Origin of the sequence: Halorubrum sp. FL23 (genome assembly GCF_052439115.2) — an archaeon.
Lineage (GTDB): Archaea > Halobacteriota > Halobacteria > Halobacteriales > Haloferacaceae > Halorubrum > Halorubrum persicum.
This window is the reverse complement of the sequence record NZ_JBQVRO020000026.1, coordinates 1-20933: the sequence shown is the minus strand read 5'-3', so window position 1 is coordinate 20933 and position 20933 is coordinate 1. Positions and strand designations below refer to the sequence as shown.

The 20933-nt window shown below is 57.9% G+C and carries 24 protein-coding genes and 1 pseudogene; 17 read left to right on the top strand and 8 right to left on the bottom strand.

The window, feature by feature from the left end; genetic code table 11:
- Positions 1 to 88 precede the first annotated feature (88 nt).
- Entirely contained in the window at positions 89 to 559 is a 471-nt protein-coding gene (locus tag ACT4MF_RS17750) for a DUF7964 domain-containing protein (protein WP_144050063.1), read from the bottom strand.
- A gap of 149 nt (positions 560 to 708) precedes the next feature.
- On the opposite strand from ACT4MF_RS17750, the gene ACT4MF_RS17745 reads away from it, so the two are divergent.
- From ACT4MF_RS17745 to ACT4MF_RS17725, 5 genes are all read left to right on the top strand, one after another.
- Positions 709 to 1269, top strand: a complete 561-nt coding sequence (locus ACT4MF_RS17745; RefSeq protein ID WP_094520528.1) for an IS1096 element passenger TnpR family protein — start codon at positions 709 to 711, stop codon at positions 1267 to 1269.
- Positions 1270 to 1272: 3 nt separating this feature from the next.
- On the top strand, positions 1273 to 2112 hold the full coding sequence (locus ACT4MF_RS17740; protein WP_512053320.1) for a DUF8137 family protein: 840 nt from the start codon (positions 1273 to 1275) through the stop codon (positions 2110 to 2112).
- The gene (locus ACT4MF_RS17735; protein WP_444683595.1) at positions 2109 to 3089 is read left to right on the top strand and encodes a SprT-like domain-containing protein; all 981 of its coding nucleotides are present in this window, start codon (positions 2109 to 2111) and stop codon (positions 3087 to 3089) included. Before ACT4MF_RS17740 ends, ACT4MF_RS17735 begins: the two co-directional genes overlap by 4 nt.
- Before the next feature lie 240 nt (positions 3090 to 3329).
- Positions 3330 to 4166 carry a DUF8137 family protein gene (locus ACT4MF_RS17730; protein WP_512053319.1) on the top strand — a complete coding sequence of 279 codons (837 nt, stop codon included), beginning with the start codon at positions 3330 to 3332 and terminating at the stop codon, positions 4164 to 4166.
- A 263-nt stretch (positions 4167 to 4429) separates the two neighbouring features.
- The gene (locus tag ACT4MF_RS17725) at positions 4430 to 5566 is read left to right on the top strand and encodes a hypothetical protein (protein ID WP_444683597.1); all 1137 of its coding nucleotides are present in this window, start codon (positions 4430 to 4432) and stop codon (positions 5564 to 5566) included.
- Between the two features lie 15 nt (positions 5567 to 5581).
- Here ACT4MF_RS17725 and ACT4MF_RS17720 read toward each other — a convergent pair whose 3' ends face one another.
- The 3 genes from ACT4MF_RS17720 to ACT4MF_RS17710 all read right to left on the bottom strand — a co-directional run bounded on the left by ACT4MF_RS17720 (position 5582) and on the right by ACT4MF_RS17710 (position 8303).
- Positions 5582 to 6070 (bottom strand): hypothetical protein, encoded by a 489-nt coding sequence (locus tag ACT4MF_RS17720; protein ID WP_444683598.1) that lies wholly within the window; start codon positions 6068 to 6070, stop codon positions 5582 to 5584.
- Between the two features lie 95 nt (positions 6071 to 6165).
- Positions 6166 to 7983, bottom strand: coding sequence for an SWIM zinc finger family protein (locus ACT4MF_RS17715; RefSeq protein WP_094519468.1), 1818 nt, complete (start codon positions 7981 to 7983; stop codon positions 6166 to 6168).
- Between the two features lie 65 nt (positions 7984 to 8048).
- Positions 8049 to 8303: a DUF8081 domain-containing protein gene (locus ACT4MF_RS17710; protein WP_094519467.1), complete on the bottom strand. Its 255-nt coding sequence runs from the start codon at positions 8301 to 8303 to the stop codon at positions 8049 to 8051.
- 583 nt (positions 8304 to 8886) lie between these two features.
- Between ACT4MF_RS17710 and ACT4MF_RS17705 the strand changes: the two genes are divergently transcribed.
- Positions 8887 to 9426, top strand: a complete 540-nt coding sequence (locus ACT4MF_RS17705; protein ID WP_444683599.1) for a hypothetical protein — start codon at positions 8887 to 8889, stop codon at positions 9424 to 9426.
- Between the two features lie 211 nt (positions 9427 to 9637).
- On the opposite strand, the gene ACT4MF_RS17700 is transcribed toward ACT4MF_RS17705, so the two are convergent.
- A complete protein-coding gene (locus ACT4MF_RS17700; protein ID WP_094519466.1) occupies positions 9638 to 9961 on the bottom strand; it encodes a cupin domain-containing protein in 324 nt (107 codons plus the stop codon).
- A 257-nt stretch (positions 9962 to 10218) separates the two neighbouring features.
- Here ACT4MF_RS17700 and ACT4MF_RS17695 point away from each other — a divergent pair, with 257 nt between their 5' ends.
- From ACT4MF_RS17695 to ACT4MF_RS17685, 3 genes are all read left to right on the top strand, one after another.
- Entirely contained in the window at positions 10219 to 10401 is a 183-nt protein-coding gene (locus tag ACT4MF_RS17695; protein WP_141213567.1) for a hypothetical protein, read from the top strand.
- A gap of 367 nt (positions 10402 to 10768) precedes the next feature.
- Positions 10769 to 10948 (top strand): transposase, encoded by a 180-nt coding sequence (locus ACT4MF_RS17690; protein WP_394338380.1) that lies wholly within the window; start codon positions 10769 to 10771, stop codon positions 10946 to 10948.
- A 73-nt stretch (positions 10949 to 11021) separates the two neighbouring features.
- Positions 11022 to 11792: a hypothetical protein gene (locus ACT4MF_RS17685; RefSeq protein ID WP_141213566.1), complete on the top strand. Its 771-nt coding sequence runs from the start codon at positions 11022 to 11024 to the stop codon at positions 11790 to 11792.
- 97 nt (positions 11793 to 11889) lie between these two features.
- Here ACT4MF_RS17685 and ACT4MF_RS17680 read toward each other — a convergent pair.
- A pseudogene (locus tag ACT4MF_RS17680) lies at positions 11890 to 12857 on the bottom strand (IS1595 family transposase).
- 118 nt (positions 12858 to 12975) lie between these two features.
- Here ACT4MF_RS17680 and ACT4MF_RS17675 point away from each other — a divergent pair.
- A complete protein-coding gene (locus ACT4MF_RS17675; RefSeq protein ID WP_444683600.1) occupies positions 12976 to 13422 on the top strand; it encodes a hypothetical protein in 447 nt (148 codons plus the stop codon).
- 181 nt (positions 13423 to 13603) lie between these two features.
- Here the strand turns inward: ACT4MF_RS17675 and ACT4MF_RS17670 are convergent, their stop codons facing one another.
- On the bottom strand, positions 13604 to 14419 hold the full coding sequence (locus ACT4MF_RS17670) for an IS5 family transposase (protein WP_200530319.1): 816 nt from the start codon (positions 14417 to 14419) through the stop codon (positions 13604 to 13606).
- A 784-nt stretch (positions 14420 to 15203) separates the two neighbouring features.
- Here ACT4MF_RS17670 and ACT4MF_RS17665 point away from each other — a divergent pair.
- Positions 15204 to 16505: a site-specific integrase gene (locus ACT4MF_RS17665; protein ID WP_444683602.1), complete on the top strand. Its 1302-nt coding sequence runs from the start codon at positions 15204 to 15206 to the stop codon at positions 16503 to 16505.
- A gap of 64 nt (positions 16506 to 16569) precedes the next feature.
- Here ACT4MF_RS17665 and ACT4MF_RS17660 read toward each other — a convergent pair whose 3' ends face one another.
- Positions 16570 to 16824 (bottom strand): PIN domain-containing protein, encoded by a 255-nt coding sequence (locus ACT4MF_RS17660; protein ID WP_512053321.1) that lies wholly within the window; start codon positions 16822 to 16824, stop codon positions 16570 to 16572.
- On the opposite strand from ACT4MF_RS17660, the gene ACT4MF_RS17655 reads away from it, so the two are divergent.
- The 6 genes from ACT4MF_RS17655 to tnpA all read left to right on the top strand — a co-directional run bounded on the left by ACT4MF_RS17655 (position 16804) and on the right by tnpA (position 20839).
- Positions 16804 to 17277, top strand: coding sequence for a hypothetical protein (locus ACT4MF_RS17655; RefSeq protein WP_444683604.1), 474 nt, complete (start codon positions 16804 to 16806; stop codon positions 17275 to 17277). The genes ACT4MF_RS17660 and ACT4MF_RS17655 overlap by 21 nt on opposite strands.
- A 230-nt stretch (positions 17278 to 17507) precedes the next feature.
- Positions 17508 to 18446, top strand: a complete 939-nt coding sequence (locus ACT4MF_RS17650; RefSeq protein WP_444683605.1) for a ParA family protein — start codon at positions 17508 to 17510, stop codon at positions 18444 to 18446.
- Positions 18439 to 18840 carry a DUF7970 domain-containing protein gene (locus ACT4MF_RS17645; protein ID WP_444683606.1) on the top strand — a complete coding sequence of 134 codons (402 nt, stop codon included), beginning with the start codon at positions 18439 to 18441 and terminating at the stop codon, positions 18838 to 18840. Before ACT4MF_RS17650 ends, ACT4MF_RS17645 begins: the two co-directional genes overlap by 8 nt.
- Before the next feature lie 301 nt (positions 18841 to 19141).
- Positions 19142 to 19681: a DUF7342 family protein gene (locus ACT4MF_RS17640; protein WP_444683607.1), complete on the top strand. Its 540-nt coding sequence runs from the start codon at positions 19142 to 19144 to the stop codon at positions 19679 to 19681.
- A 3-nt stretch (positions 19682 to 19684) separates the two neighbouring features.
- On the top strand, positions 19685 to 20143 hold the full coding sequence (locus ACT4MF_RS17635) for a hypothetical protein (RefSeq protein ID WP_444683608.1): 459 nt from the start codon (positions 19685 to 19687) through the stop codon (positions 20141 to 20143).
- 288 nt (positions 20144 to 20431) lie between these two features.
- Entirely contained in the window at positions 20432 to 20839 is a 408-nt protein-coding gene (gene tnpA / locus ACT4MF_RS17630; RefSeq protein WP_444683609.1) for an IS200/IS605 family transposase, read from the top strand.
- Positions 20840 to 20933 lie beyond the last annotated feature (94 nt).

The following is a 20933-nucleotide window of genomic DNA, read 5'->3' as shown; positions in this document are numbered from 1 at the left end:
TTCAATCTGTGGGTCGGCGTACTCTCTCCCTGTCCATGAACAGTGGTGGCGTCGGCTGGATGTCTTCGGCTACCGACTCCGAATCTGATCACCCACCATTCGCCGACAACTCATCTATCGCGTCGTCCATAACGTTGTACAGTCGCTCGGTCTCCGGATACGTATATTCGACGTACTCCCAGACGAACTCCACCATTTCTTCAGTGTCGGGATTCGAGTCCGGGTCGAACCCAAGCACTAACTCCTCTGTCTCCTCATCGACCACACTGATTGCTGACTCAAGGACGGACTCGTCATCCTCTTGCTCCGTCTCGACAACGACGAGAATCTGCTCCCACTGCTCGTTTGTCGGATTCCACCCCACATAATAGTGCGTGTCACGGATAACGATATTGAGATGTGTGACTCGGTCGGTGTGCGTGTCGATGACGAGCGGGCCGACCAGATTGATCGCGTCTCCATCTTCGAGTGTCTCAACTTGGTTCATAGTTAGGCTGCCATCAGGCAACGCCTCAAGCACGACGACTGGGTCTCCCTCGGTTGTGGATGGTTCGGTCATATGATCGCAGGTCTTGCTGTAGACGTGATTGTCGGGACAGATTACAGTTTTGCGGACGAATATCTCCAACGTCCATGTCGACCGAGCGAGAAGTGACGATAGCGATGGTGGTGGAAAACACCTACGTCCCCGGCCTTCGAACGGCTACTGTGATGATCTGCGTGTTTCGTGTCTGGCTCCACCCGAACCCACCGCTGGGATTCGAGCCCGATGATGAAGTCTGGCGCGATATCGAGATCGGCGGTTCGCACACGCTAGCAGAGTTTCACGAGGCGATTTTCGAGGCGTTCGAACGCTGGGACAGCCACGCCTACGAGTTCATCACGCGCAACGAGAGCGGCATCGCGCTCCGGTGCTATGTCCACCCACAGCTCTACGAGGGCGGTCCGAGTTGGCGACCGATGGACGACGCGGAAATCGACCGCTTCATTGAGCAGGCTGTACCCGACGACGCCACCGAAGCGGCCAAAGAGCGGTTTCGCGACCTCCAGTCAAATCCGCCGCCAGAGGGCAACGCCGCCGAGACAACGATCGACGAACTCGATCCGGATACGCTGGGCGCGCTCTCCTATACGTTCGATATGGGCGACAACTGGGAACACTACATCGAACTTCAAGACACGCGGGAGGGATCGCTGGATGGCGACCCGAACGTCGTCGACGAACAGGGCGCGGCTCCGTCCCAGTACCCCGACTTGGACGAACAGTAAGCTATGCCACGCGACATCGCTCCATTGGCGAGCGCACTCGAGGACGCGACGTCCAGCGAACAGAGTGACGTCTACAGTCTGCTTGCCGCGTGGAACCAGTCGATCGAGACTGCACTCGATCGCGGTGGCTGGAGTCGGTTGCAGGAGATCAGAGGTCAGTATCTCGAAGATGTAATCGACTTCGTCGATACCGCCGCGACCGCCGACGGGATCGATTGGGCGTTTCTCGAAGAGTGTATCGATGGGTACCCGCCCGGGGTCGGCGATCACCACTGTTCGTCGATACTCGTCAACGTTGTCGCTCGCTGTGTGATCCGCACGCGAATCAGCGAGGGCGTCGATTCGATTCCGCCGTGGGCTCTCGAGTACCTCGCCGCTGTCACCGTCGAGGACGACGGCGAGTGGGCCTGGGAATCGACCGCCGCGTTCGGGTGGGCAGTCGGTCACCCGGAGATTGCTGTCCTCAATAGGGCCCTCGAACGTGCTGAGAGCGGCGACGAATCGTGGGCGATGGGAATACTCGAACACGCCACGTTCGCCGACCCCGAGGCCGGAATCGACCTTCTCGAACGGCTTCTCAATTCGCCTGACGTCGTCGAAGATCTCCTGTTCGTCAGCTGTCTGCACGCGCCGTTCGAACAGGACTTCCCGGACTTTCCACAGTACTGGGAGCCAGACACGGAACTCGACTATCAGGTGGAGATTTCCGACGACCTACACGAGCGACTGCTCGCCATCATCGGTCAGTCGATCGACCCCGACCGTCTGAAACACTTCGACGACTCCTACCGGTTCGATCTGGAACGGGCTGCAGACGAATACGGCCCTGCGAACGACGCATGACGGGGGACGAAACGCGCGTTCGTGAGGAAATCGAGACCACGATTGATCGAGCGGGGTTCGACACGCTGGATCCCGCCGCGGTCCGAGTCGACGTCACTGATTCCTTTCGCCGCAAACTCGGCGAGTGCCGTCGACTCTCCGCTGCTGACCGCGACGCCGAGACCACAGTCGAATACGAGATCCGAATCGCCCGCCGGCTGTTCCAGGATGGTCGCGACGACCGGTGGCGCGATACCGTCCGTCACGAGGCCGCACACGCGTACGTGCTCGAGACGGCCGGTCCGGACGCCCAGCCCCACGGTGACGCGTGGAAGACCGCGGCACGCCGGGCCGGCGCGGATCCGGTCGCTCGCTACGAGGGCGATGACACCGTCGACGCGGACTACGTGCTCGCGTGCCCCAACGGGTGTTTCGAGCGCGGATACGTCCAGCGCTCCAAGCGGATCAAACAGCCCTGGCAGTACACCTGCGACGAGTGTGAAACGCGCCCGGTCAGCTACGACGTCGGCGAGCGGCCAACCGATCCCGACCCCGGGATCTGTTACGTGGCGAGCATCCCGTGGCGGACACCCGAGGACCGGGATGAGACGGACGACGACAGAAGCACTGCCCGCTATCTGCTGGCCTGTCCGAACGGCTGTACGGCCTGGCCGTACCAGCGGCGCACCAAGCGGATCAAGAATCCCTGGCTGTACGTCTGCCCGGGGTGTGAGGCGACACTCCTCAGCTGTGACGTCGACGACGACCCCACCAAGCTCGAATCGGCGCGGTGTCACGTCGGGAGTATCCCCTGGCAGGAACCGCAAATCGTCCACGCCTGTCCCAACGGCTGTTTCAGCACGGGATACGGACAACACACCGAACAGACCAGACAGCCCAAGCGCTATCGGTGTGAGGAGTGTGGCGCGCGAACCGTCGCTTATCCCGTGGATGAGCAACCCGGTACCCTCAACCCAGGAACGAACTATCTCGACTGACCACCAAGCCACGCTCTCGAATTCCGTGGGGGGAGATCCCCGAACACAAATACGTCTCCCCCTCGCACGTCCAGACGAACACAAACGATGCCACACGAATGCGACGCCTGTGGCGAGACGTTCAACACGTTAAGCCGTCTTCGTCTGCACGATTGTCCGGCCGATGAGCCAGACGATCCGGACCCCTCGTCGTCGTTCGACGCGTTCCTCGATTCGATTTCGGACACGCTCAGCGCCAACATGCAGCAACGGAGTTCCGAGCGCAGGAAGCGGGGACTCGAAGCCGCGAGCGACGCGCTGAAAACCACGCTCGAGGAGGCTGCCCAGGGAGATGTCGACGCTGCGTTCGGGTTGATCGGCCGGTACGAGCGAGAGCTTCGGGAGTACCACGACAGAGAAGACTACGACACGTATCGCGGGATTCTCTGGGCGTTTTACGAACCAGTTGCAGCGGCTCTCGACGAGAACGCCACCCGCGAGGGGTGGGACTTTCTCGTGGATCTCATCGACGCCTATCCACGTGAAAACACCGTCGAGGAGCCCCTCGTGAGCCCAGTCATCGAGAACGCGGTCGGACGGCACGTCATCCGGACGCGATTGGAGGATGGCGTTGCCGCAATCCCCGCCGAATCGTTGGTGTATCTCGGCTCGTTTTGGGAGTCGATGGGAGACGTCAGCGGGGAGGAATCACTCACCTACGGGTGGGGAATCGGCCACCCCGATCACTCGGCTGTAGACCACCTCCGAGACATCGTCACCGAGGAACTGTTCTGGGTCCACGGCGCCCTCTCGCACACGTTCTACGCCGACCAGCACGCCGCGGCCGACCTGCTCGAAGCATTGCTGACCGACGAGCGAATCGATTACGAGGATCGCTATACGCTGGCGTCAGTCCTCGGGACAGTTGACGACAACTCGCCACCACAAATCCCGCGCTACTGGGACCTTCGCGAGGAAGTTGACTACCACTTCGAGTTCGACGAGGCGGTCAGGTCGCGGCTGCGAGAAACGATCGAAGCCGAGGGGTTCCACCGGCGACTGGGTGGCGACTGGACGTTCAGCGATATGAAGATATAAGCGACATCGAGGAGAAACTCGAAAAAACGCCGCCGGAGGTGCTCCGAGCGTTTCTCGCCCGGGAGTTGGCAGCCGATCCGGATCTCGAACGGCGGTTTCATTCCTTTCTGGACACGTCAGATCTCGACGTTTACGAACTGAGGGACGAAATCGAATCCAAGTACGGGTACCAGTCTACACCGAACTTCACCACCTACGAAGATCGAGCAGAGTCGTACATTGAGAAGGGGCGATACCGCGACGCTACGACCATCTATCGTGCGATGTTCGAAGCGATGCGCGATCACCTCCACGAGTTCGATCCTCATTGGGGTGGGTTTGAACACGACGAAACCTTTCAGGACGCCATCGCGAGCTACGCTACCGCTATCAGCGAGGCGGCTCTCCCGCACGAGGAGAAACGCGAGTACATCGAGTACTGTTTCGACCAGTGGCTCGACGAACACGAGGAAGGTGGCTTCCCACAGCACTTCAGAGAGGCGCTCTGGGAGTTGTGCACGACCGAAGACGACTATCGCTACTGGCAGTCCCTGCTGCGGGATCGAATCGACGAGCGGCTCGATCCCGATCGACTCTACAGTGGCCAGTACGACGAAAACACGGATACGTGGCGACGTGGTGATCTCACTACCCCCGCCAACGAAGAGGAGTTACTCGACGGATTCACCGAAACCGCCTGGATGCGCGGCTACGTCGAACTGCTCGACCGCATCAACGAGCAGGCGGAACTCGGAGCCATCCTCAACCGACACTATCCTGCGTCTCGACACCTCTGTCTTCGATACGCCCGACTTCTCGCGGAGGAATGTGAACATGAGGCCGCAATTACCGTCGCGGAGTACGGGACCGAGGCGTTCTCTGGGTCAGATACAATCGGGCTCCGTGAGTTCCTTGTCGATCAGTACGAGGAGACGGACGCCGACGCCTTCCGGGACACGATGGTCGGGTTGTTCGTCGAACGGACGGACTGGCCGTACTACGAGCAGTTGAAGACAGCAACGCCCGACGATGAGTGGGAGTACGTCGTCGACACGATCGTCGACCGACTGGATAGTCGGTGGGACGCCGACACGATAATCAAAATCTACTTGCGAGAAAACCGGATCGATGACGCGTTCGAGACGGTCACGAACGCCCGCGATCTCGATCTGTTCGAAGCCTACATCCACCAACTCGGAAACCACGATCCCGCTGCGTACTTCGATGCGTATCGTCGCAAGATCAAGAAGGCTGCTGCCGACGCGAGTCGTCGCAAGTATTATACACAGGTGGCCGAACACCTCCAGACGATACAGACGCTGGGACGTGACCGACGGTTCGAAAATCTAGTGTCGTTCCTTCGAGAGAAGTATTCAAATCGTCCGGCGTTTCTCGACGAGCTGGAGAAAGTTGGGGTCTGAGCCCCGAACCCGTTCTTAGCCGAAGTAGTTCGGGAGAACGCCGTACGTTCTGGCGAGCGTCACGATTTGTTCCTTGAACTCGTCCGACTGCCTCTCGTGCGACTCCTTGAGTTCAGCTACCTCGGAAGAGTATGCCTTGCGAATTGCGCTCGCTTCGGCCCGTCCCTCGACTGTCGGCTCCCAGACAACTGTCGTCCCGTAGTCGCCCGGTTCGAGCGGTGGGCCAAGCCGCTCGCGCTCCCCGACACGCTCGATCAGGCCCCGTTCCTCGAGTGATTCGAGTGTCTTCTCGACCCCTGGTTCGAGATCCGCGTCCGCTGCGAAAAACTGCTCGATCGATGGGAGTCCTGGTTCGTCTCCTGACGTGATGAGATCGAGTTCCGTACAGGCTGCGACGAGGTCGTCGGTCGTTTTTTCGACGCCACCGTAATCGTGTTTGTAGCGTCTATCGTGGGTGGTGAGTTGGTCGATGATCGTCCGCTCGATCCACGTCTCGGTTTGCATCGGGTCAAGTGTATCCACGAAGACAAAGAAGCCTATCGCACGAGGTGCCCCCGGGAGTCAAAAGGAGACTGTCCAGTCGCTCTCTGGTCGTTCTTTCAGCACGAGAACTCCCCCAACAGATCCTCCAGCATCGGTCGCAACTTGTACTTCTGATAGTGCTCGTCTCGTAAGTCCTTCACGTAGGCACGCCACTCGTCGAAGTTCCCCGACGCCTGGGCTGCCTTTCCCGCATACTCCAGCCAGTCCACAGCATGGCGATACCGCTGAGACTGTCCTTCTTCGATGATCGGCTCGGCCTGCTCCTTGCAGGCGTCGATCGTCCACTGGGGGTGCTCCTCCCAAACGGTCTCGACGACCGGTTCCACGACCTTGTAATCCGAAAGCCGGTCCGCGATGGCGATGGCCTCGTCGTATCGCTCCGCGTACAGAAAAATCTCGACGTGCTGTCGTGCAGTCCGCTGTCTCGTGTTCCTGTCTGTAAGCGACTCCAGTAGCTCCTCGCGTACGGTCGGCCACTCCTCGCCAGCGGTCTCCTCTGTAGCCTGATAGGCCGCAAGCGTCGGCGAGGCGTCGAACGCGGCGATAGCTGCCTCCAGCGCAATCTCGGATTCACCCATGCTGTTGGCCCGATCGCGGAGCCACTCGGCCAACTCCGCTTGCCCGCTGCTGTCGCCGAGAGTCAATCCGTGCTGGGCGATCTCCAGAGTGGCCTCCGGCCGGTCGTGTTCTCGAAGGCCTTTGGCCAGCGTGAGTGCTTCGTCCGGGGTGTACAGGTTGCGTCGACCGTACTCGATTGCCTCGTCGATCCGTCCCTCCTCGACGAGCATGGTGACGTAGTCGTCGATCAGGTCCGCAGCCTCCGCCAGGTTCAGGTATTCATCGATGCGGCCCTGGCGTTCGAGGACGTTGACGCGGGCCCTGACGAAGTCCTCGGCGTACCAGGGCGGGTCGCCCTCCCAGAGGTCGGCATGAGTAATATCACCGTCCATCGCTCGCTGGACCGGCTCGAAATCCCACCCCCGCTGTGCCGCTTCAAGTGCGACGCTGTACGGTGGCTGGTGGGTATAGCTCCCCATCTCCTGTTCCCACGCCCAGAGGCGATCCTCCCAGTCTGCCCGGTCACCTTCTGAGAGGTCGGCCGTGAGTAGCGCCTCGGCCAGCACTCGGTCGACCTCGTCGAAAAACTCGAAGATCGCGTTCGAATCGTCGTACGAGAGAGCGAGCCACTCCTCGCCCATGAGTTCGTCGGCCAGCGGTTCGAGGATATCTAGTGCCGTCTCGCCGTCGCCGGCCTCGAGGGCTGTCCGTGCCTGGTCGAGGAGGTTTCGCAACTTCCCGACGTCAGTTTCGACTGCGTCATACGGGTCGTACGCGTGGGCGCTCCGTCCCTCGGTGGGACGGAGAATGTACTGCACCTGTTGGCGGATCGACTCCCGGTTGATGTCGGGCGTGCGGTCGCGAGCGTCGTTGCCCTCCTCTACTGCGTCCAGCGGTTTGAGCTGGGACTCAACCTGCTCTGCCAGCTCCGGGAGACTCTCGACGAGGTCGACGAGAACGTCACGGAGGTCCTCGGGGTCCGCGTCGGCGACTAGTTCGGAGACTGGCGGTCGCTGGTTGATCCTGTCGGGATCACGGACGTATGTCAGGAGGACACCGACACGGTGCTTGCAAATCCCACCGTGATCATACGGACAGGAACATGCCGTGTCGACGACCCCGGTTTCGTCGAGCTCGATCCGCACCTGGTAGGGCTCGTACTGGCTACCTTCAACCGCCGCTCGGATCGTCTCACCGCGCCGGACGAGCTTGACGACGGCACCCCCGTCGTAGTAGTTCTCTCCCCGGTCGTATGACTGGGGACGTGCCAGATCCCGGACTGCTGCCTCCGTGAGTGTCGGGTCGGGATCAACCATCGCTCGTATGGTATCTACGGGTTGAACCCGTAGTAATTGTGGTGGACGGTTGGGTGGCTGTGTGCCTACGAATCTGGAACCCAGACGCCGTTCACCGGCTGGAAGACGACGTAGGCGTCGACATCCGACGTGTCGGCCGGATGCGCGGTGTGTAGCGTGAGTTGCCCCCTGCTCGTGTGTTCTCGGTTCTGTTCAGTCACCCACTCCTCTGCGTCCGCTTTCGAGCCGAAGGCGAGTCGATCATCCTCATCGAAATTTGCCTCCGCGAGTGGTGTCTCGCGAAAGACCGAGTCTTTGATTTCCACGATGTAGTCGACCATAGCTGTTCGTTCGCGATCGCTCCCCTTCAGAATTCTCCAGACCAGGAAGAAATTATCTCTCCTGTTCCCACACACCAGATATGGGACTGACGCCCGAACATCTCTAGGCCGAACACCTCGATCCGCTCCCGCTCTTTCAGTCCGAGCAAGCTACACTTTGGCACATCGACACCACACATCCGGACATGGTCGCCGACGATCACGTCAACGCCAGACTCGCCACAGCAACGATCTGGTCACTCGACGAGGATTGGACATACACCCTGCCCGTGTTCCGGGAGAAGTATACGTGGAGTGACGAAGCGATCCCCGAACGACTGCGCTATCTCGCTACCCATCTACACGGATCGGATACGGCCGTACGGAAACGTGCTCCGTCGAAGTGTTCACGGCGACTGCGGTCAGGTCGCCTGCAGGCCGGATCGTCTGGTAGCGTGATGACTACGTCGACGACGCCGCCGGGTGAGGAACGGAAATCCTCTCGAAGGCCGATCCGATGAATTAGATCGCCCGACCAACAACGCGTATAGATCACACTCGCGAGGCGTTCGCCGACGCGCTCTCCTCGGGCAACACCGTGTAGGTGAATCGCGCGATCGACGGAATCGAGAATACCGGAATCAAGGAACGAGCCGTCCTGTTCAACGAGTGTTCCGATATGTGTCGTGACCTCTACAAGGCCGACGATGGATGCCAGCGACAGTCCGTGATTCGCTTTGCGGCCGGTTTGTATCCACGCCTGGCCTATCGAACGGTCGGTGCGGACCTCACCGACGAAGCGTTACCAGGCGAGTGGATGTTCGACGAGATCGCGACCCACCGAGAACGACTTCGGGACCTCTACGCGGACGCGGTCCGCGACGACGACGGCCGCGTGCGACGCGCGACCGCCAAGGCGACCAAGGAACTGGCGCTGACCGCCGAGATGCTTGAAGCCGAGGACGAACTCTGGTCTATGATGGACGAACTGGACACGCTCGCCGAGGAGTGTGCAGACTCGAAGCGAAGACACGTCGGGCAGGCCTACGAGGACGCCGCCTTTCACGCGGAAAAGCCGTTTTCCCTACTCCCGGAGGGGCTTCGGGACGCGCTTGAGGGTGACGAGCAAAGTAGTGGACGGTAGTGCCGCTTCAACGCTGAATTGCTAGATACAATCGAGAGACGGTCTGTATCTGGAATCTAGCAGATCAGGACTGAAGGCCCAGTAGCTTACTCGAATATACCCGTCCGGAACGTGTGTTAGAGAGAGATCAACGGGCGCTGAGTCTTGTGCCCCCGACTTCATTCATATAGATACTGTCTTTACCTAGTAATGTTAATCGCTATGCTTGGCCTTACTCGGTCGAGCCTTTGGCCGGAGCGTATAACACAGTCATGACAAGTTCGTCTTCGAAATTAACGAACTGATGATCGGTCCCCGGTTCGAGATGGATGACGTCACCCTCAGAGACATCGTAGGTGTCTCCCTCGACATTGAGTTGTGCGTTCCCGGAATCGACGTGATAGATCTCGTCTTCGGCGTGGGCGTGCATCGGATCCTCGTCGCCCTCCTCGAAAGTCATTATCTCTAGGCTGACGGCATCAGTTCGAAGCTTCTCAATTGACTCCTCATCATCTAAAACGTCTTCTGCAGCATCGCTTACACTAAACGGTTTCATGTAAAAATGAGTGGGACTCAATCGACTTAATATCTCGGCTGCCGAGTTATGTGTCTGAGTAGTGGAGTGTACGGGATTCACTCGCACCGTGAACAGTGAGATTCTCTCGCTGAATCAAGATAGCTTCCCACGAGATTGATATTCATCGGCATTTACTATGTGATCGAGACAGCGCACTCACCGAACAGATGTACAATAGAGATGAGAGACCACTTGGGGCCGTCGCTGAGAGTGCCTACGAGAGTCTTTTAGAAACCATGGACGCCGACAGCAGCATACCACGTAGTGACGCCCACGCCCGATTACTCGAGGCAGACTTCGCAGACGGTGATGCGAAATATGCACTCGACCAGCTATTGAACCGCGGCTATCTATACGCGGTTGATGATCAGCTGTTCGTCACCGAAGCTGTAGATATCGATGTACATCGCGAGGAATGAACCCACCCACGCCTACCAGTGGCTTCTGGTGGTGTCCGGTGGGTCCGTTATCGGAGATAGTTTCAGTCGATCACATCGACAGCCGCGTGATCTTGTCTAATGGCGGTGAACCAGATTGGACTGGTCGTGGGGTGTCTTCGAAGTGCTGGTGAGCTTAGTCTTCGGGGTGGACCGTCGCTGTCGGCGGCGGACCGCCGCCGACGCGACAGCGTCGCCACTCACGACTGCTGTCCGGACCGGTGGACAGCTGCCGCTGCTCGACCGGCTGATCGAAGACACTCAAAAATCCACACGCTCATCCCGATACATTGTAACACAGTAGTTTTTCGAACCAGTCGTTGGACGAATTGAGCTTCAGTGAGTCGGCCTGCTTCTTGAGTATCTCCCACCGTATGCGCCGGAAATGAACCCACTCGAACAGTGCTGGCGTCAAGTGAACGACGGACGTGCCAACAGACTCTACCGAACACTTCCCGAACTGAAGACGTATCTCACGAGAACGCTTCCAACGTTGAACTCACCGAAAATCTATGAGTATCTCTGCTGATCCCTATCAGAGGCGGATTGACTCTCACGGTGTCAAAACAGTCATACACAGCGAGCCGAAAGCCCAGTTTATTGTGAGCGACAGCGAGATGACTGAGGAGTCTGTGGGGGACGACCAGTCAGAGACTGAGAGTGATGCTGATAGATATCGGCCTGGGACAGTAGTCATCGACAGGGAAGATCCGGCGCCGTCTGAAGCAGTCGTAATAAACCGGCCACCGTGTACGTGTCAAGAGTGGGTTGCGTATCTGGATTCAGAGACAGACGAAGAAGTGACCGTAGCTGAGGACAATCCGGAGTATGATGGGGAGTCGGATGTGACCGTGGTGGCATTCAGAGAGTCACTGGAAGATCAGGACTCAGAAAAACTCCCGGTCGAAGAGCCAATCCCGCTGGCTGAATTGAACTGTAAGAACTATGGGTTCCCGAAAGGACGGCTTGAGATTGTTGATGAGAGCGACTCTGTTTTGACAGATCAGGGAGAGAGTTCGAACGGTGATACAAAACAGCTGTCTGAATCTGAATCGGGAGATAGTGATGTGGAGGCAGATCCAGATCAGCGTGAACAGCCACGCCAAGACGGCCTTGGAGAGGATACCGATGAGACTGAAGGCGTCACTGAGCCCCAAGAGCTCCCACATGAGCTTGAAGCACTTCGAGATCGATTATCTGAGTCAGCCACGGTAAGCGTTGAATGGGAGGATACCACTCCCCGACTGCATGTAGAAAAACTGGGGACTGAGTACCGGATTCATGTGGATGGAACAATTGAGGGAGACAGGGCACTTCGGAGTAAGCTCAAACCGCTGATCGAAGAGTATCTTGACACTCCTGATGAGGAGTGACCAGTTGAGTTGTCGATTCCTGGGCGGAGTCGTGCTTCGGAGAGTGTGCCTGTAGATCGGCAGCCTATCATGGTCGCTCTTCGGTAGACTGGCGGAACTAGCGGAATACATTGACAGCGATACAGTCCACGAGACTGTGGATCGGTGCCCCAGTAAGGTTCAGTGACCGGAGGAAGCCGTAGGTCCGAGCGGCCTGTTCCAAGCCCTGCTTGGACAGGCCGCGGAACTTCGCCAACCACGGTTGGAGCAGTGACCAGAGGCACTCTACCTGGTCGTGTGGACGCCTTTGTCGGAGACGTACCTCTCGTCGTGGACAACGTATTGGTGATCGTGCTCCATGCCTCGGTAAGCTGGCAGTCCATCGGTCCAGACCTCTCCCAGCGGCTGGGAGAGGTCGTCTGCTTCCTCGATAACTGGCCCAAGATCATCTTCATAGTCGCTTCCTTCCTGAGCTGAGACCACGCGAAGCACGTCGCGGCACGCCGCGACGAGCGTCAGTTCGTCACCCTGATTCCCTGTCCAGCGGGTACGTCCACCCTCGGGCGACCCGCCGCGGTTGAGTCCCTCCCGCGGCGGATCTTGGCCTTTGAAGCCCGAACACACCTGCTGTGTTTCATCGACCTGTGTTGGCCCATCGACTGTCTGGGAGATACGCTCCCAGACAGTCGGAAATCCCCGACAGAACGCGGTTTCAAACTCTCTGAGCTGGTCGTGAAGCGTCGTGTAACACGGTGAGAGGAGTTCAGCGATTTGGGTAATGCTGAGGAGTGTGTCAGCGTAGAGGATGAAGGCGATGAGGAACTCACCTAGGGTGAGTTCCGAATCGTAGAAGTGTGTCCCTCGCGTGTACGTGGTTTTCCAGTCACAGCGGCCACACCAGATACGGTCAGAACCGTTGAGAGCGTGGAGGTTGTCTGCGCCGCAGTGTGGACAGGAGCGTTCTTCCCAGATCGTCTTGAGACGCCGCTCGACGATGGCGTCGAGCGGCTCGGCCCGAAATTCTATTACCCCAAGTTCCGCAAGTTCCGATAGCCTCTGGCCGAAGGCAGGACGGTCTTCATACATACCCGTTTTTGCCGGGCCAGAGGCACTAATGCTCCTGGTTCCGCCAGTCTACTGAAGAGCGGTCGGGGATGTTGCACGGCGACTCATTTCGATCGCTGATGACTACGTCAACATCAGGATGGTGTACGCTGATCGGGAGTTCCATGCGGCCGACGTGATAGAGACGCTTACTGCGAGAGATATCGACTACGTAATCCCTGCCCGGAAAGACAAACATCGGATTGGACCCATGTGCGATCAGTTCCAAGAGCTAAAACAGGGATACAATGAGCCGGATGATACGTCTCTGTACGTAAAGACGGATTTCCCAATTCATGGTGCGGTCAAAGGAGAGGTGTCGAATACGAAGGTCTACACGAACGTCGTGGTGCTCCCTCCGGATGAAGACGATGATGTAAACGAGGATGGGTCACCACAACCGTTCATCACGAGTCTTGATGTGACCGATGAGCTTGCGCTGGATCGTCGGTGGGCGAGAACACAGATTGAACAGTACAGCGATCGGGGAGCAATCGAGAACTCATGCCGTGTTGAACGCAAGACGGCGGCAACATCGGATTTTTGATATTCGATCTTCTACCGGTAGCAGCGCTTTAGCTGTAAATTCTCAGATCGGACGATTCGATTCGAGCGGAATTGTGCGGCGACCAAAGCATCAGTTTCACAAGATACCAAATAAAGCATGAGGTGGACGATGGCGATGCCTCTCTCGGATACATTCGGAGAAGGGGAGCAGGCGGCGAGCTCTAACTCGCCGCCTGCTCGAGGTTATGGACGATACACTTCCGTGTGAGCTCCCGGAACTGGCCGTGCCAGCTCCGGGAGCGGATCTCGTCGCCGTCGTCTTTTAGCATCGCAAACACGGTCTCACTCATTGACCGCTGGTTGTAGACATCATCGTCAATTCTGGCGTTGTGGGCTTTCTTGAGTGCATTTTGCTCGCAGTGTTTGATCACTGGCCGTGTAGACCTGTCACGGCAAGCTTCACGGAGATTACTCCACGAGTACATTTTGTCGGCCAGTAACGCTTGCAGGTCTTCGGCGTTCCGCCGAAAGACCTGCAGCCCGATATGGCCGTCATAGGCTTTCTTAGTCGTGAAATGAGCGTCCATGATAGCAAGAGAATCCGTGTCAACAAGCAGCGTCGTTTTCATCGCGTTGAACGAGTAACCGACCCGATTCCGGTAGTGTGAGCTGGCTTGGTCACGCTGAAAGCCGCTGGCGTCGATCGACGCGGTGCCTGAGAGCCCCGCCTGCTCCGCGGAGGCGCGGAGCAGGCGGCGCAGTTCTTTCATCGGGAATTCATCGTCCCAGACGCTGAAAGATGAGTAATCCGGCGATGAGTCAAGATCAAACACACCGAGAATTCCCGGCATCTCGTTGAGATAGTCTTCGAGCCTCCGAAGCGGCTTGTTGATCTCCTCTTTGAGCAGAAGGAGCGCGATTTTGGTGGACTTGGCGTACCCGTTGTCGCCGTCGGCGACAGCGGGTACGTCTGGTTGTTCAACATGGTTCGTGGCGAATTCGTGAAACGTCTGTGCGAGGGTCTTGAGACGTCCCATATCGCCAGACGGCGTCCAAATCCCGTGAAATCAGCGATACGATCCGCAGACGGCGTCGGCGTTCAACGGAGCAAGAACTCATACTCGTCGATTAAAGATGCAGCTGCATGGACGACCTCGAAGGAATTCGAGGTCCAGTGGTTCCACTTCGCATTCGGGTGTGTGGTGTACAGCATGTGGTTACTGGTGGATTTTCTGACGCAGGAACGAATCGGGGAGATTGAAACGAGGAAGAAGCCGCGGATAACGCTCAGACGGTTCCTCAAATGGCTGGACAAGGAGTTGGTCGCACTCATATAGAATCCGGTCCGGGCTCGCCCTTCGTGAGAGGCATCACTCGTTGTGGTCGCGTATTTTTGCCGATCATCGATAAGTAGAATGGTATTCTTCGTATTCTGATGATTTCTTCGGCGCTCTGACGGGTAATTCTCGGCGAAATCTGGCCGTTTAGGATCGATCCCATGAACCTCTTGGGAGGGATTCGCAACTCGACAGAAGAAAAATTATATAGCGATATATAATACATAAGTGTATTCACACCGCGCAGATAGTCTCTCGCGACCGATATCACCCAATACGGAATTAGTAATTCACATATTCGTTGGAATTACTTACTGTGTCTTATCTCGGTAAGACAGAGTAACAACATAGTGGCCCCCACCCGTGGCCCCAAACGAGGCAGATCCAGAATCATGGCCGACGCTTCCCCAAACAGTCGCTCCAGCCGGAACGCCGCGTCCGCAGCGGTGTTCCGACGGCACAACCCCCACACCTCGGAGACCCAATGACGGGCCGCCGCTCCGTCGAGACGCCGATCGACGACACGTTTCCGAAGTACCTCGCGGACAAGGGGAAGGGCGACGCCGGCGAAGAGGGCGCGTACCGGAAGGACGCCACTCGCGAGATTCACCGATTCGAGGATTGGTGTCTCGGTAAGAGAATCGACAGCGCGAACGCGTCGCCGCCTGAGTCGTGGACGGGCGTCGTCGACGGCGACACCGTCCGGTTCACGGACCTCGATACGACGGTGTTCTCGGACTACGCGCGGTATCTCTCCTCGGAAGGAAACACCGCCGGCACCGTGCTCACCTACTACGCGCACGTCGCGTCCTGGTGCGGGTGGGCGCACGCGCAGGGGTACATCCCGCGGCACTACGCCCGCGAGTCCGACGCCGAAGACCCGCTTCCCGAGAACGACGGCCGCCGACCGGGCGACCAGCAGGCGTGGGAGCCGATCCACCGCGACCTGATCACGCAGTTCGTCGACCGGCGCGTCTCCGAGGCCTTCGACGCGCTCGGCGCGATCGAGGTCTCCCACGCCGACCGGGGCGACCCAGAGAGCGAGACGTGGCAGGCGAAACAGAAAGCGCGGTTCGAGGCCTACCAGCGGTGTCGCGAACAGGCGCTCGTGTACGTCGTCGCCTACACCGGCCTGCGCGGCTCGGAGTTTCTCTCGGCGCCGAAGGAGGACCGCGAGGGCCGCAACGGGATTCGCTGGCGTGACGTGTCGTTCGCGGACAGCAGTGTCACCGTGTTCCGGAAGAGTCGCGAGTGGAAGGAAGCCTCGCTCCCGGAGCCCGTCATTACGCCGTTGAAGCGGTACTCTGAGGTGCTGGACGTGTCGGAGTCGTGGCCGGTGTTCACGACGCTCCACCGGCCGTCGCTCGCCTCGCACGTCACCGAGGGGCTCGCCGACGCCGGCCTCGACGACGACGCGATCGAGCGGGTGCGCAGCGGAGTGCCCGACCTGATCGTCGCCGGCGAGCACGAGCTCAACGCGCCAAAACCGCTCACGACCGACGGTGCCCGATCGATCATGGAGCGTCTCTGGACGCACGACGCACTGGCCGAACGTCGCGAAGAACTAGACCTCTCACTCAACGGCGACTATCTCGAACTACACGGCGGCCGTCGGGGCGTCGGCGAGGTGCTCGTTCGACAGTTCGGATACGCCGCGGCCGCACGGTATCTCGACAACAGCGAGGAACAGGTCCGCGAGGCGTACCAGCACATCGAGGCCGCCGAGCGCGCCGACATGGCGACAGAGGCGTTTTCACAGACAGACCAGCGAGTCAGTGACCAGTAGAGCTCTGTCGAGGTCAACGACGAATGGTGGCCGTATCCTCTGCGGTCAGTGCGTCAGAAAGCGATCACCCAGAGAACTGGTACCGGTTTTCGACGGACGTGACGAAGTCGAAGGCCTTGACGAGTTGAACTGCGTCCTCGTAGCCATGCTGTGAGAGGGCGCGCTCAATCCCGCGGAACGCGGGCAAATCATTCGTGTAGATGGCGATCGATTCTGTCCGTCCCTGTTCGAGGAGTGTTGCTGCTGCCCCATCCACTTCCGCATCTGCTTGCTCTATCGTGTGCTCGGGACGACTGCGATGGGACTCTCGTATGCGCATGCCTTTGTCGGCTACTTCATGCTGCTGGAACTGTTCACCGAGATCGACCTCGATACACGAGCGCTCTTTGCTCTCGTTGGCATCACCGGACTCCCCGTCGTGTTCGATATCATCGGGTACACCACGCCGTATCTCATCGACATTACCTACAAGCCGCTCGGAGTTTCCCTCTTCACCGTTGGTGTCGCGTTTGTCTATCTCGATCGGTTCGATGCCGTCCAGTGGGCCGGCGAACGAGACGACCCAATCATCGCGCTTGACGCGAGCAACCACATTCGGGACACGAATCGCGATTCTTGGGCCCTCTTTCCCGGCCTTGACGGTGTCGAGGGCACCACGCTGGAGACGACACTCCCGCGGATCGCCGACTGTCTTGACAGCGACGATGAGATTCTGAAACTCCAGCGGGAGGGCCAACCCCGATCGCCCTGCGAAACGTGTCCCCTATATTGACCACGACGAGTGACTGACCGCTATTGAGTCTGAGCTCCGGTGATGGTAGAACTCGTTTCCTGATCCCCTGCTCGTCTATCTAATCTATTTTGGAATGAAGAACTATCTTGAAATAGAATACTATCTTAAAATAGTATATTATTCTAAAACACCTCAGCGGATGAGATAGTATACTATTCAAGCTATTCACCACAGAGTTAAGTTGAGAGGGAGTAATACCGTTGAATAGTATGAGTGACTCAGATAGCCAGAATAGTGTAGATAGCACGAATAGCCCAAATAGCCCATATAGCTCGATACAAACCGACGGGAGTTCTCGCGCTGTGTCGGTTTGTATGCTGAAGGGGGGCGTTGGTAAATCAACGATCGCAGTCAACCTCGCTCGACAGCTGGCCGCTCAAGATCACGATGCCCTCCTCATTGATCTTGACCCGAACGGCCACGCATCCGTCGGCTTAGGCTATGACGACGAATATCACAATACGGAGGAAACCATTGGCGACGTGTTCTTCGACGATGCTGATCCAACCTCTGTTATCTATGATACCGGCTACGAGTTCGACATTCTCCCCTCAAGCGAGGACCTCGAACAGGTTGAGCGGGAGATCGTCGTCGGCGACATCTTCCAGCCCTCTGCTTTACTCAAGCGGGAAGTCGTTGATCCACTTCTCGGGGATACCTACGATTACATCGTCACAGATTCACCGGCGTATCGGTCCCGACTCACGGACAACGCGTTGGTTGCGACGACAAATTTAGTCCTTCCCCTTGCACCTGGAAACGAGGCGATGGCTGGCCTTGAGCGAACTATTGAGCGCCAAATTTCCCCGCTTCGTCAGCACATGGACGTCGACGTGCTGGCGCTGGTTCCGAATATGCTGAGCGGTCGCATCGACCAGCAGACCCAGGATCGACAGCTCCTTGAACGGTTGAATTCCCACGATAGCCTTCAGGACCGGATCCCGAATTTCGCTCGAATCACGGACTGGGAGGCCGTCGACGACGGTGACCTCAAACCATCACCGGGCATTCGGGATCGAACCAGCATCACGAAGGCCTACGGTGAGCGCAAGCCGCTACTAGACTACGATCCCGACTGTGACCAGTTGACGTGTTTCGACGAGTTGGCGCACATCGTCGAGGCTGGGGAGGTGGTTCGCCATGAGTGAGGACGATCCGTTTGCCGACCTTGGAGAGACGCTAGAAAATGAACCGGACGATGAACCAGAGGACACGGATGAGGCGTCCGAACCGGAGGCAACGGAGGAGACCCCCCCTCGGGAATCGGCCGAGCCGCGGGACCCGATAACCGATACTGCGTTCAGCTACGAGGCTGCCAAACAGCGCCCCTTCTATGCTCGTGAGGCTACGATAGAGGATTTCGATTCCTGGCTGAAGTACGAATTGGAGCGCGAGCTCAACCAGCAGGGCTACCAAAACATCGTCGTTCGGGAGATGACGGACGCACTCCTGCGAACTGTCGTGGAGGAAGACCTCGTCGACGAAGTGGCCGAGCGATTTGAACAAGCCCGCGAGTCTGCTTTTTTAGAATCGGATGAATAGTATACTATTCTAGAATAGCTTAAAAGCAGTCTCAGAAAAGCCGAATCTCCCGCTTGTAGGGCGGGCTCAGCCGAGATCGGAGGCTCAGTTTTAGCATAGCGGCATAGAGATTATACACCAATCCGTGGCTATTAGCTTAATATAGGCGCTAAGCCCCCACCCTCAAGGAGTGAACCGCGCAAGCGGTGAGCGAGTAGGGTAGGGTAGTTCACTTCCCGTGCGTCGACGGAAGGTGAAAAATTGATTCGATATAGAACGAATTACCTCAACCTATATTAAGATAAGGTGCGAACTGTAGCGTATGACCGAAGACAAGTCCAATTCCGAGAGCCTGATGGGTCGTCAGACCACGGGTGAAGACCGCGTCCGAATGGTCACACGGCAGCTGTCGGAGCCGAGAACGGCAAACTGGATCGCCTCCGAAGCGGACTGGTCACACGAACCCACTAAGCGCGTCCTCAGACGACTCGTCGACGACGGCATCCTCCATCGTGACGAAAGCGGCACCCACACCACGTACTACCCTGATTACCGGCGGCAGGCGATGCAGGAGGCGATGCGCCTGCGGGACAGCGGCCATACTGTGGAGGAGCTCACAGACCGGCTCGCGGAGATGAAAGCACAAATCCGAGACTGGGAGGACGAATTCGATATTGAGTCACCGAACCAGCTTCGCGGGACACTCGTCGATGAGACCCTTGACGCCGACGAAGAAGACCGTCGGCGTGAGATCGCTCGTGAGTGGGAACATCTCCAGCGGCGCATCAAAATCGTCGGGTTCGCTATCCGCGAATGGGACTTCCTTGCTCCGACTACTGGACCTGCTGAAGCCAGCAGCTAACGGATGTCGGTTCCACATCCTGGTGGTGACCCGAACGCGAACCTCTACGCTCAGCTGAAGCGGGACGTCCTCGACCGCGTGCCACAGATCACAGCCGTTGAGTACGTTCCTGACGAGATCGAGGCCAAACAACTGCGAGCAATTTTCGATCCGGCTCGTCTTGATCCGCCGACAGGTCCTGATTCACCGGAACTGACGATCAAATGGTACCGACAGGAACCCCACGATTGGTTCCGTATCAACTACACCGACCCAAACACAGGATTTCATGCTGGATGGCACCAAGATGAGGACCATCCCGATCTTGACCAGACACATTTCCAGTACTCAGTTGGCGATAAAGAGGACCGTTGGGGAATCGCGTTCAAACACGAGACGCCCTCTCTGATCCTCTGGGAAATCATCGAAGACCTCTTCGAGGAGGTCCGTCCGAACTACCAATACAAGAACAAGAAATCATGACCTCCAGAAGTTGTCTAGAGAACACACTGAGCGACTAGATATTAATTTGTGATAACTCACCTAGTACAAGTATCTATTTCTGAAGTAACGGATCGCGTTTAGCTTGATATAGGCGCTAAGCCCCCACTCTCAACGAGTACCGCAGTCCGCGCCAGCGGATAAGGAACGCAGTAGGGTGGGGATACAGTGCCGTCATCATCTGTTCATACAGCGATACGGTTACAGGCACACAGGCCCACGTAGTCGCTATGTTTTTACGTTGGGTTACCGTACTAAAAGCTGAACCCAATGGAGTACGACCTCGACTCGGGAGCGCACTCGACGTATTCCCTAGACTACCACCTGATACTCACCACGAAGTATCGGCGCGGAGTGCTAACCGAGGAGCGAACCCAATTCATTCGAGGGGTCATCAACGGGTTCGCGGATAACTACGGTGTCGAACTGACGAACCTCGACGGAGAAGACGACCACGTTCACATCCTGTTCCGAGCGAAACCTACCACAGACCTCGTGAAGTTCATCAATACGGTCAAGGGCGCGACCGCCCGCCGTATCCGTAACGAGTACGAGGATGAACTGAAGACCGAACTGTGGGGCGACTCGTTCTGGAACGACTCGTACTGCCTCATCTCGACTGGGCAGGTGTCTTTGGACGTGCTGAAACAGTACGTCGAAGATCAGCGGGAGAACTGATGTACTACGCCTACAAGTCATCTGTCTTCAGTTAAGCAAGAAACCGCGTGATAGCGGAGGCTTATCGAGACATCTTTCGGAAGGAATGAGGAAG

Coding starts and splice junctions, on each gene's coding strand:
- ACT4MF_RS17750 (WP_144050063.1), bottom strand. CDS start 559: ATGACCGAACCATCCACAACCGAGGGAGACCCAGTCGTCGTGCTTGAG.
- ACT4MF_RS17740 (WP_512053320.1), top strand. CDS start 1,273: ATGCCACGCGACATCGCTCCATTGGCGAGCGCACTCGAGGACGCGACG.
- ACT4MF_RS17735 (WP_444683595.1), top strand. CDS start 2,109: ATGACGGGGGACGAAACGCGCGTTCGTGAGGAAATCGAGACCACGATT.
- ACT4MF_RS17730 (WP_512053319.1), top strand. CDS start 3,330: ATGCAGCAACGGAGTTCCGAGCGCAGGAAGCGGGGACTCGAAGCCGCG.
- ACT4MF_RS17725 (WP_444683597.1), top strand. CDS start 4,430: ATGTTCGAAGCGATGCGCGATCACCTCCACGAGTTCGATCCTCATTGG.
- ACT4MF_RS17720 (WP_444683598.1), bottom strand. CDS start 6,070: ATGCAAACCGAGACGTGGATCGAGCGGACGATCATCGACCAACTCACC.
- ACT4MF_RS17715 (WP_094519468.1), bottom strand. CDS start 7,983: ATGGTTGATCCCGACCCGACACTCACGGAGGCAGCAGTCCGGGATCTG.
- ACT4MF_RS17710 (WP_094519467.1), bottom strand. CDS start 8,303: ATGGTCGACTACATCGTGGAAATCAAAGACTCGGTCTTTCGCGAGACA.
- ACT4MF_RS17700 (WP_094519466.1), bottom strand. CDS start 9,961: ATGAAACCGTTTAGTGTAAGCGATGCTGCAGAAGACGTTTTAGATGAT.
- ACT4MF_RS17695 (WP_141213567.1), top strand. CDS start 10,219: ATGGACGCCGACAGCAGCATACCACGTAGTGACGCCCACGCCCGATTA.
- ACT4MF_RS17675 (WP_444683600.1), top strand. CDS start 12,976: ATGGTGTACGCTGATCGGGAGTTCCATGCGGCCGACGTGATAGAGACG.
- ACT4MF_RS17670 (WP_200530319.1), bottom strand. CDS start 14,419: ATGGGACGTCTCAAGACCCTCGCACAGACGTTTCACGAATTCGCCACG.
- ACT4MF_RS17665 (WP_444683602.1), top strand. CDS start 15,204: ATGACGGGCCGCCGCTCCGTCGAGACGCCGATCGACGACACGTTTCCG.
- ACT4MF_RS17655 (WP_444683604.1), top strand. CDS start 16,804: ATGGGACTCTCGTATGCGCATGCCTTTGTCGGCTACTTCATGCTGCTG.
- ACT4MF_RS17660 (WP_512053321.1), bottom strand. CDS start 16,824: ATGCGCATACGAGAGTCCCATCGCAGTCGTCCCGAGCACACGATAGAG.
- ACT4MF_RS17650 (WP_444683605.1), top strand. CDS start 17,508: ATGAGTGACTCAGATAGCCAGAATAGTGTAGATAGCACGAATAGCCCA.
- ACT4MF_RS17645 (WP_444683606.1), top strand. CDS start 18,439: ATGAGTGAGGACGATCCGTTTGCCGACCTTGGAGAGACGCTAGAAAAT.
- ACT4MF_RS17640 (WP_444683607.1), top strand. CDS start 19,142: ATGACCGAAGACAAGTCCAATTCCGAGAGCCTGATGGGTCGTCAGACC.
- ACT4MF_RS17635 (WP_444683608.1), top strand. CDS start 19,685: ATGTCGGTTCCACATCCTGGTGGTGACCCGAACGCGAACCTCTACGCT.
- tnpA (WP_444683609.1), top strand. CDS start 20,432: ATGGAGTACGACCTCGACTCGGGAGCGCACTCGACGTATTCCCTAGAC.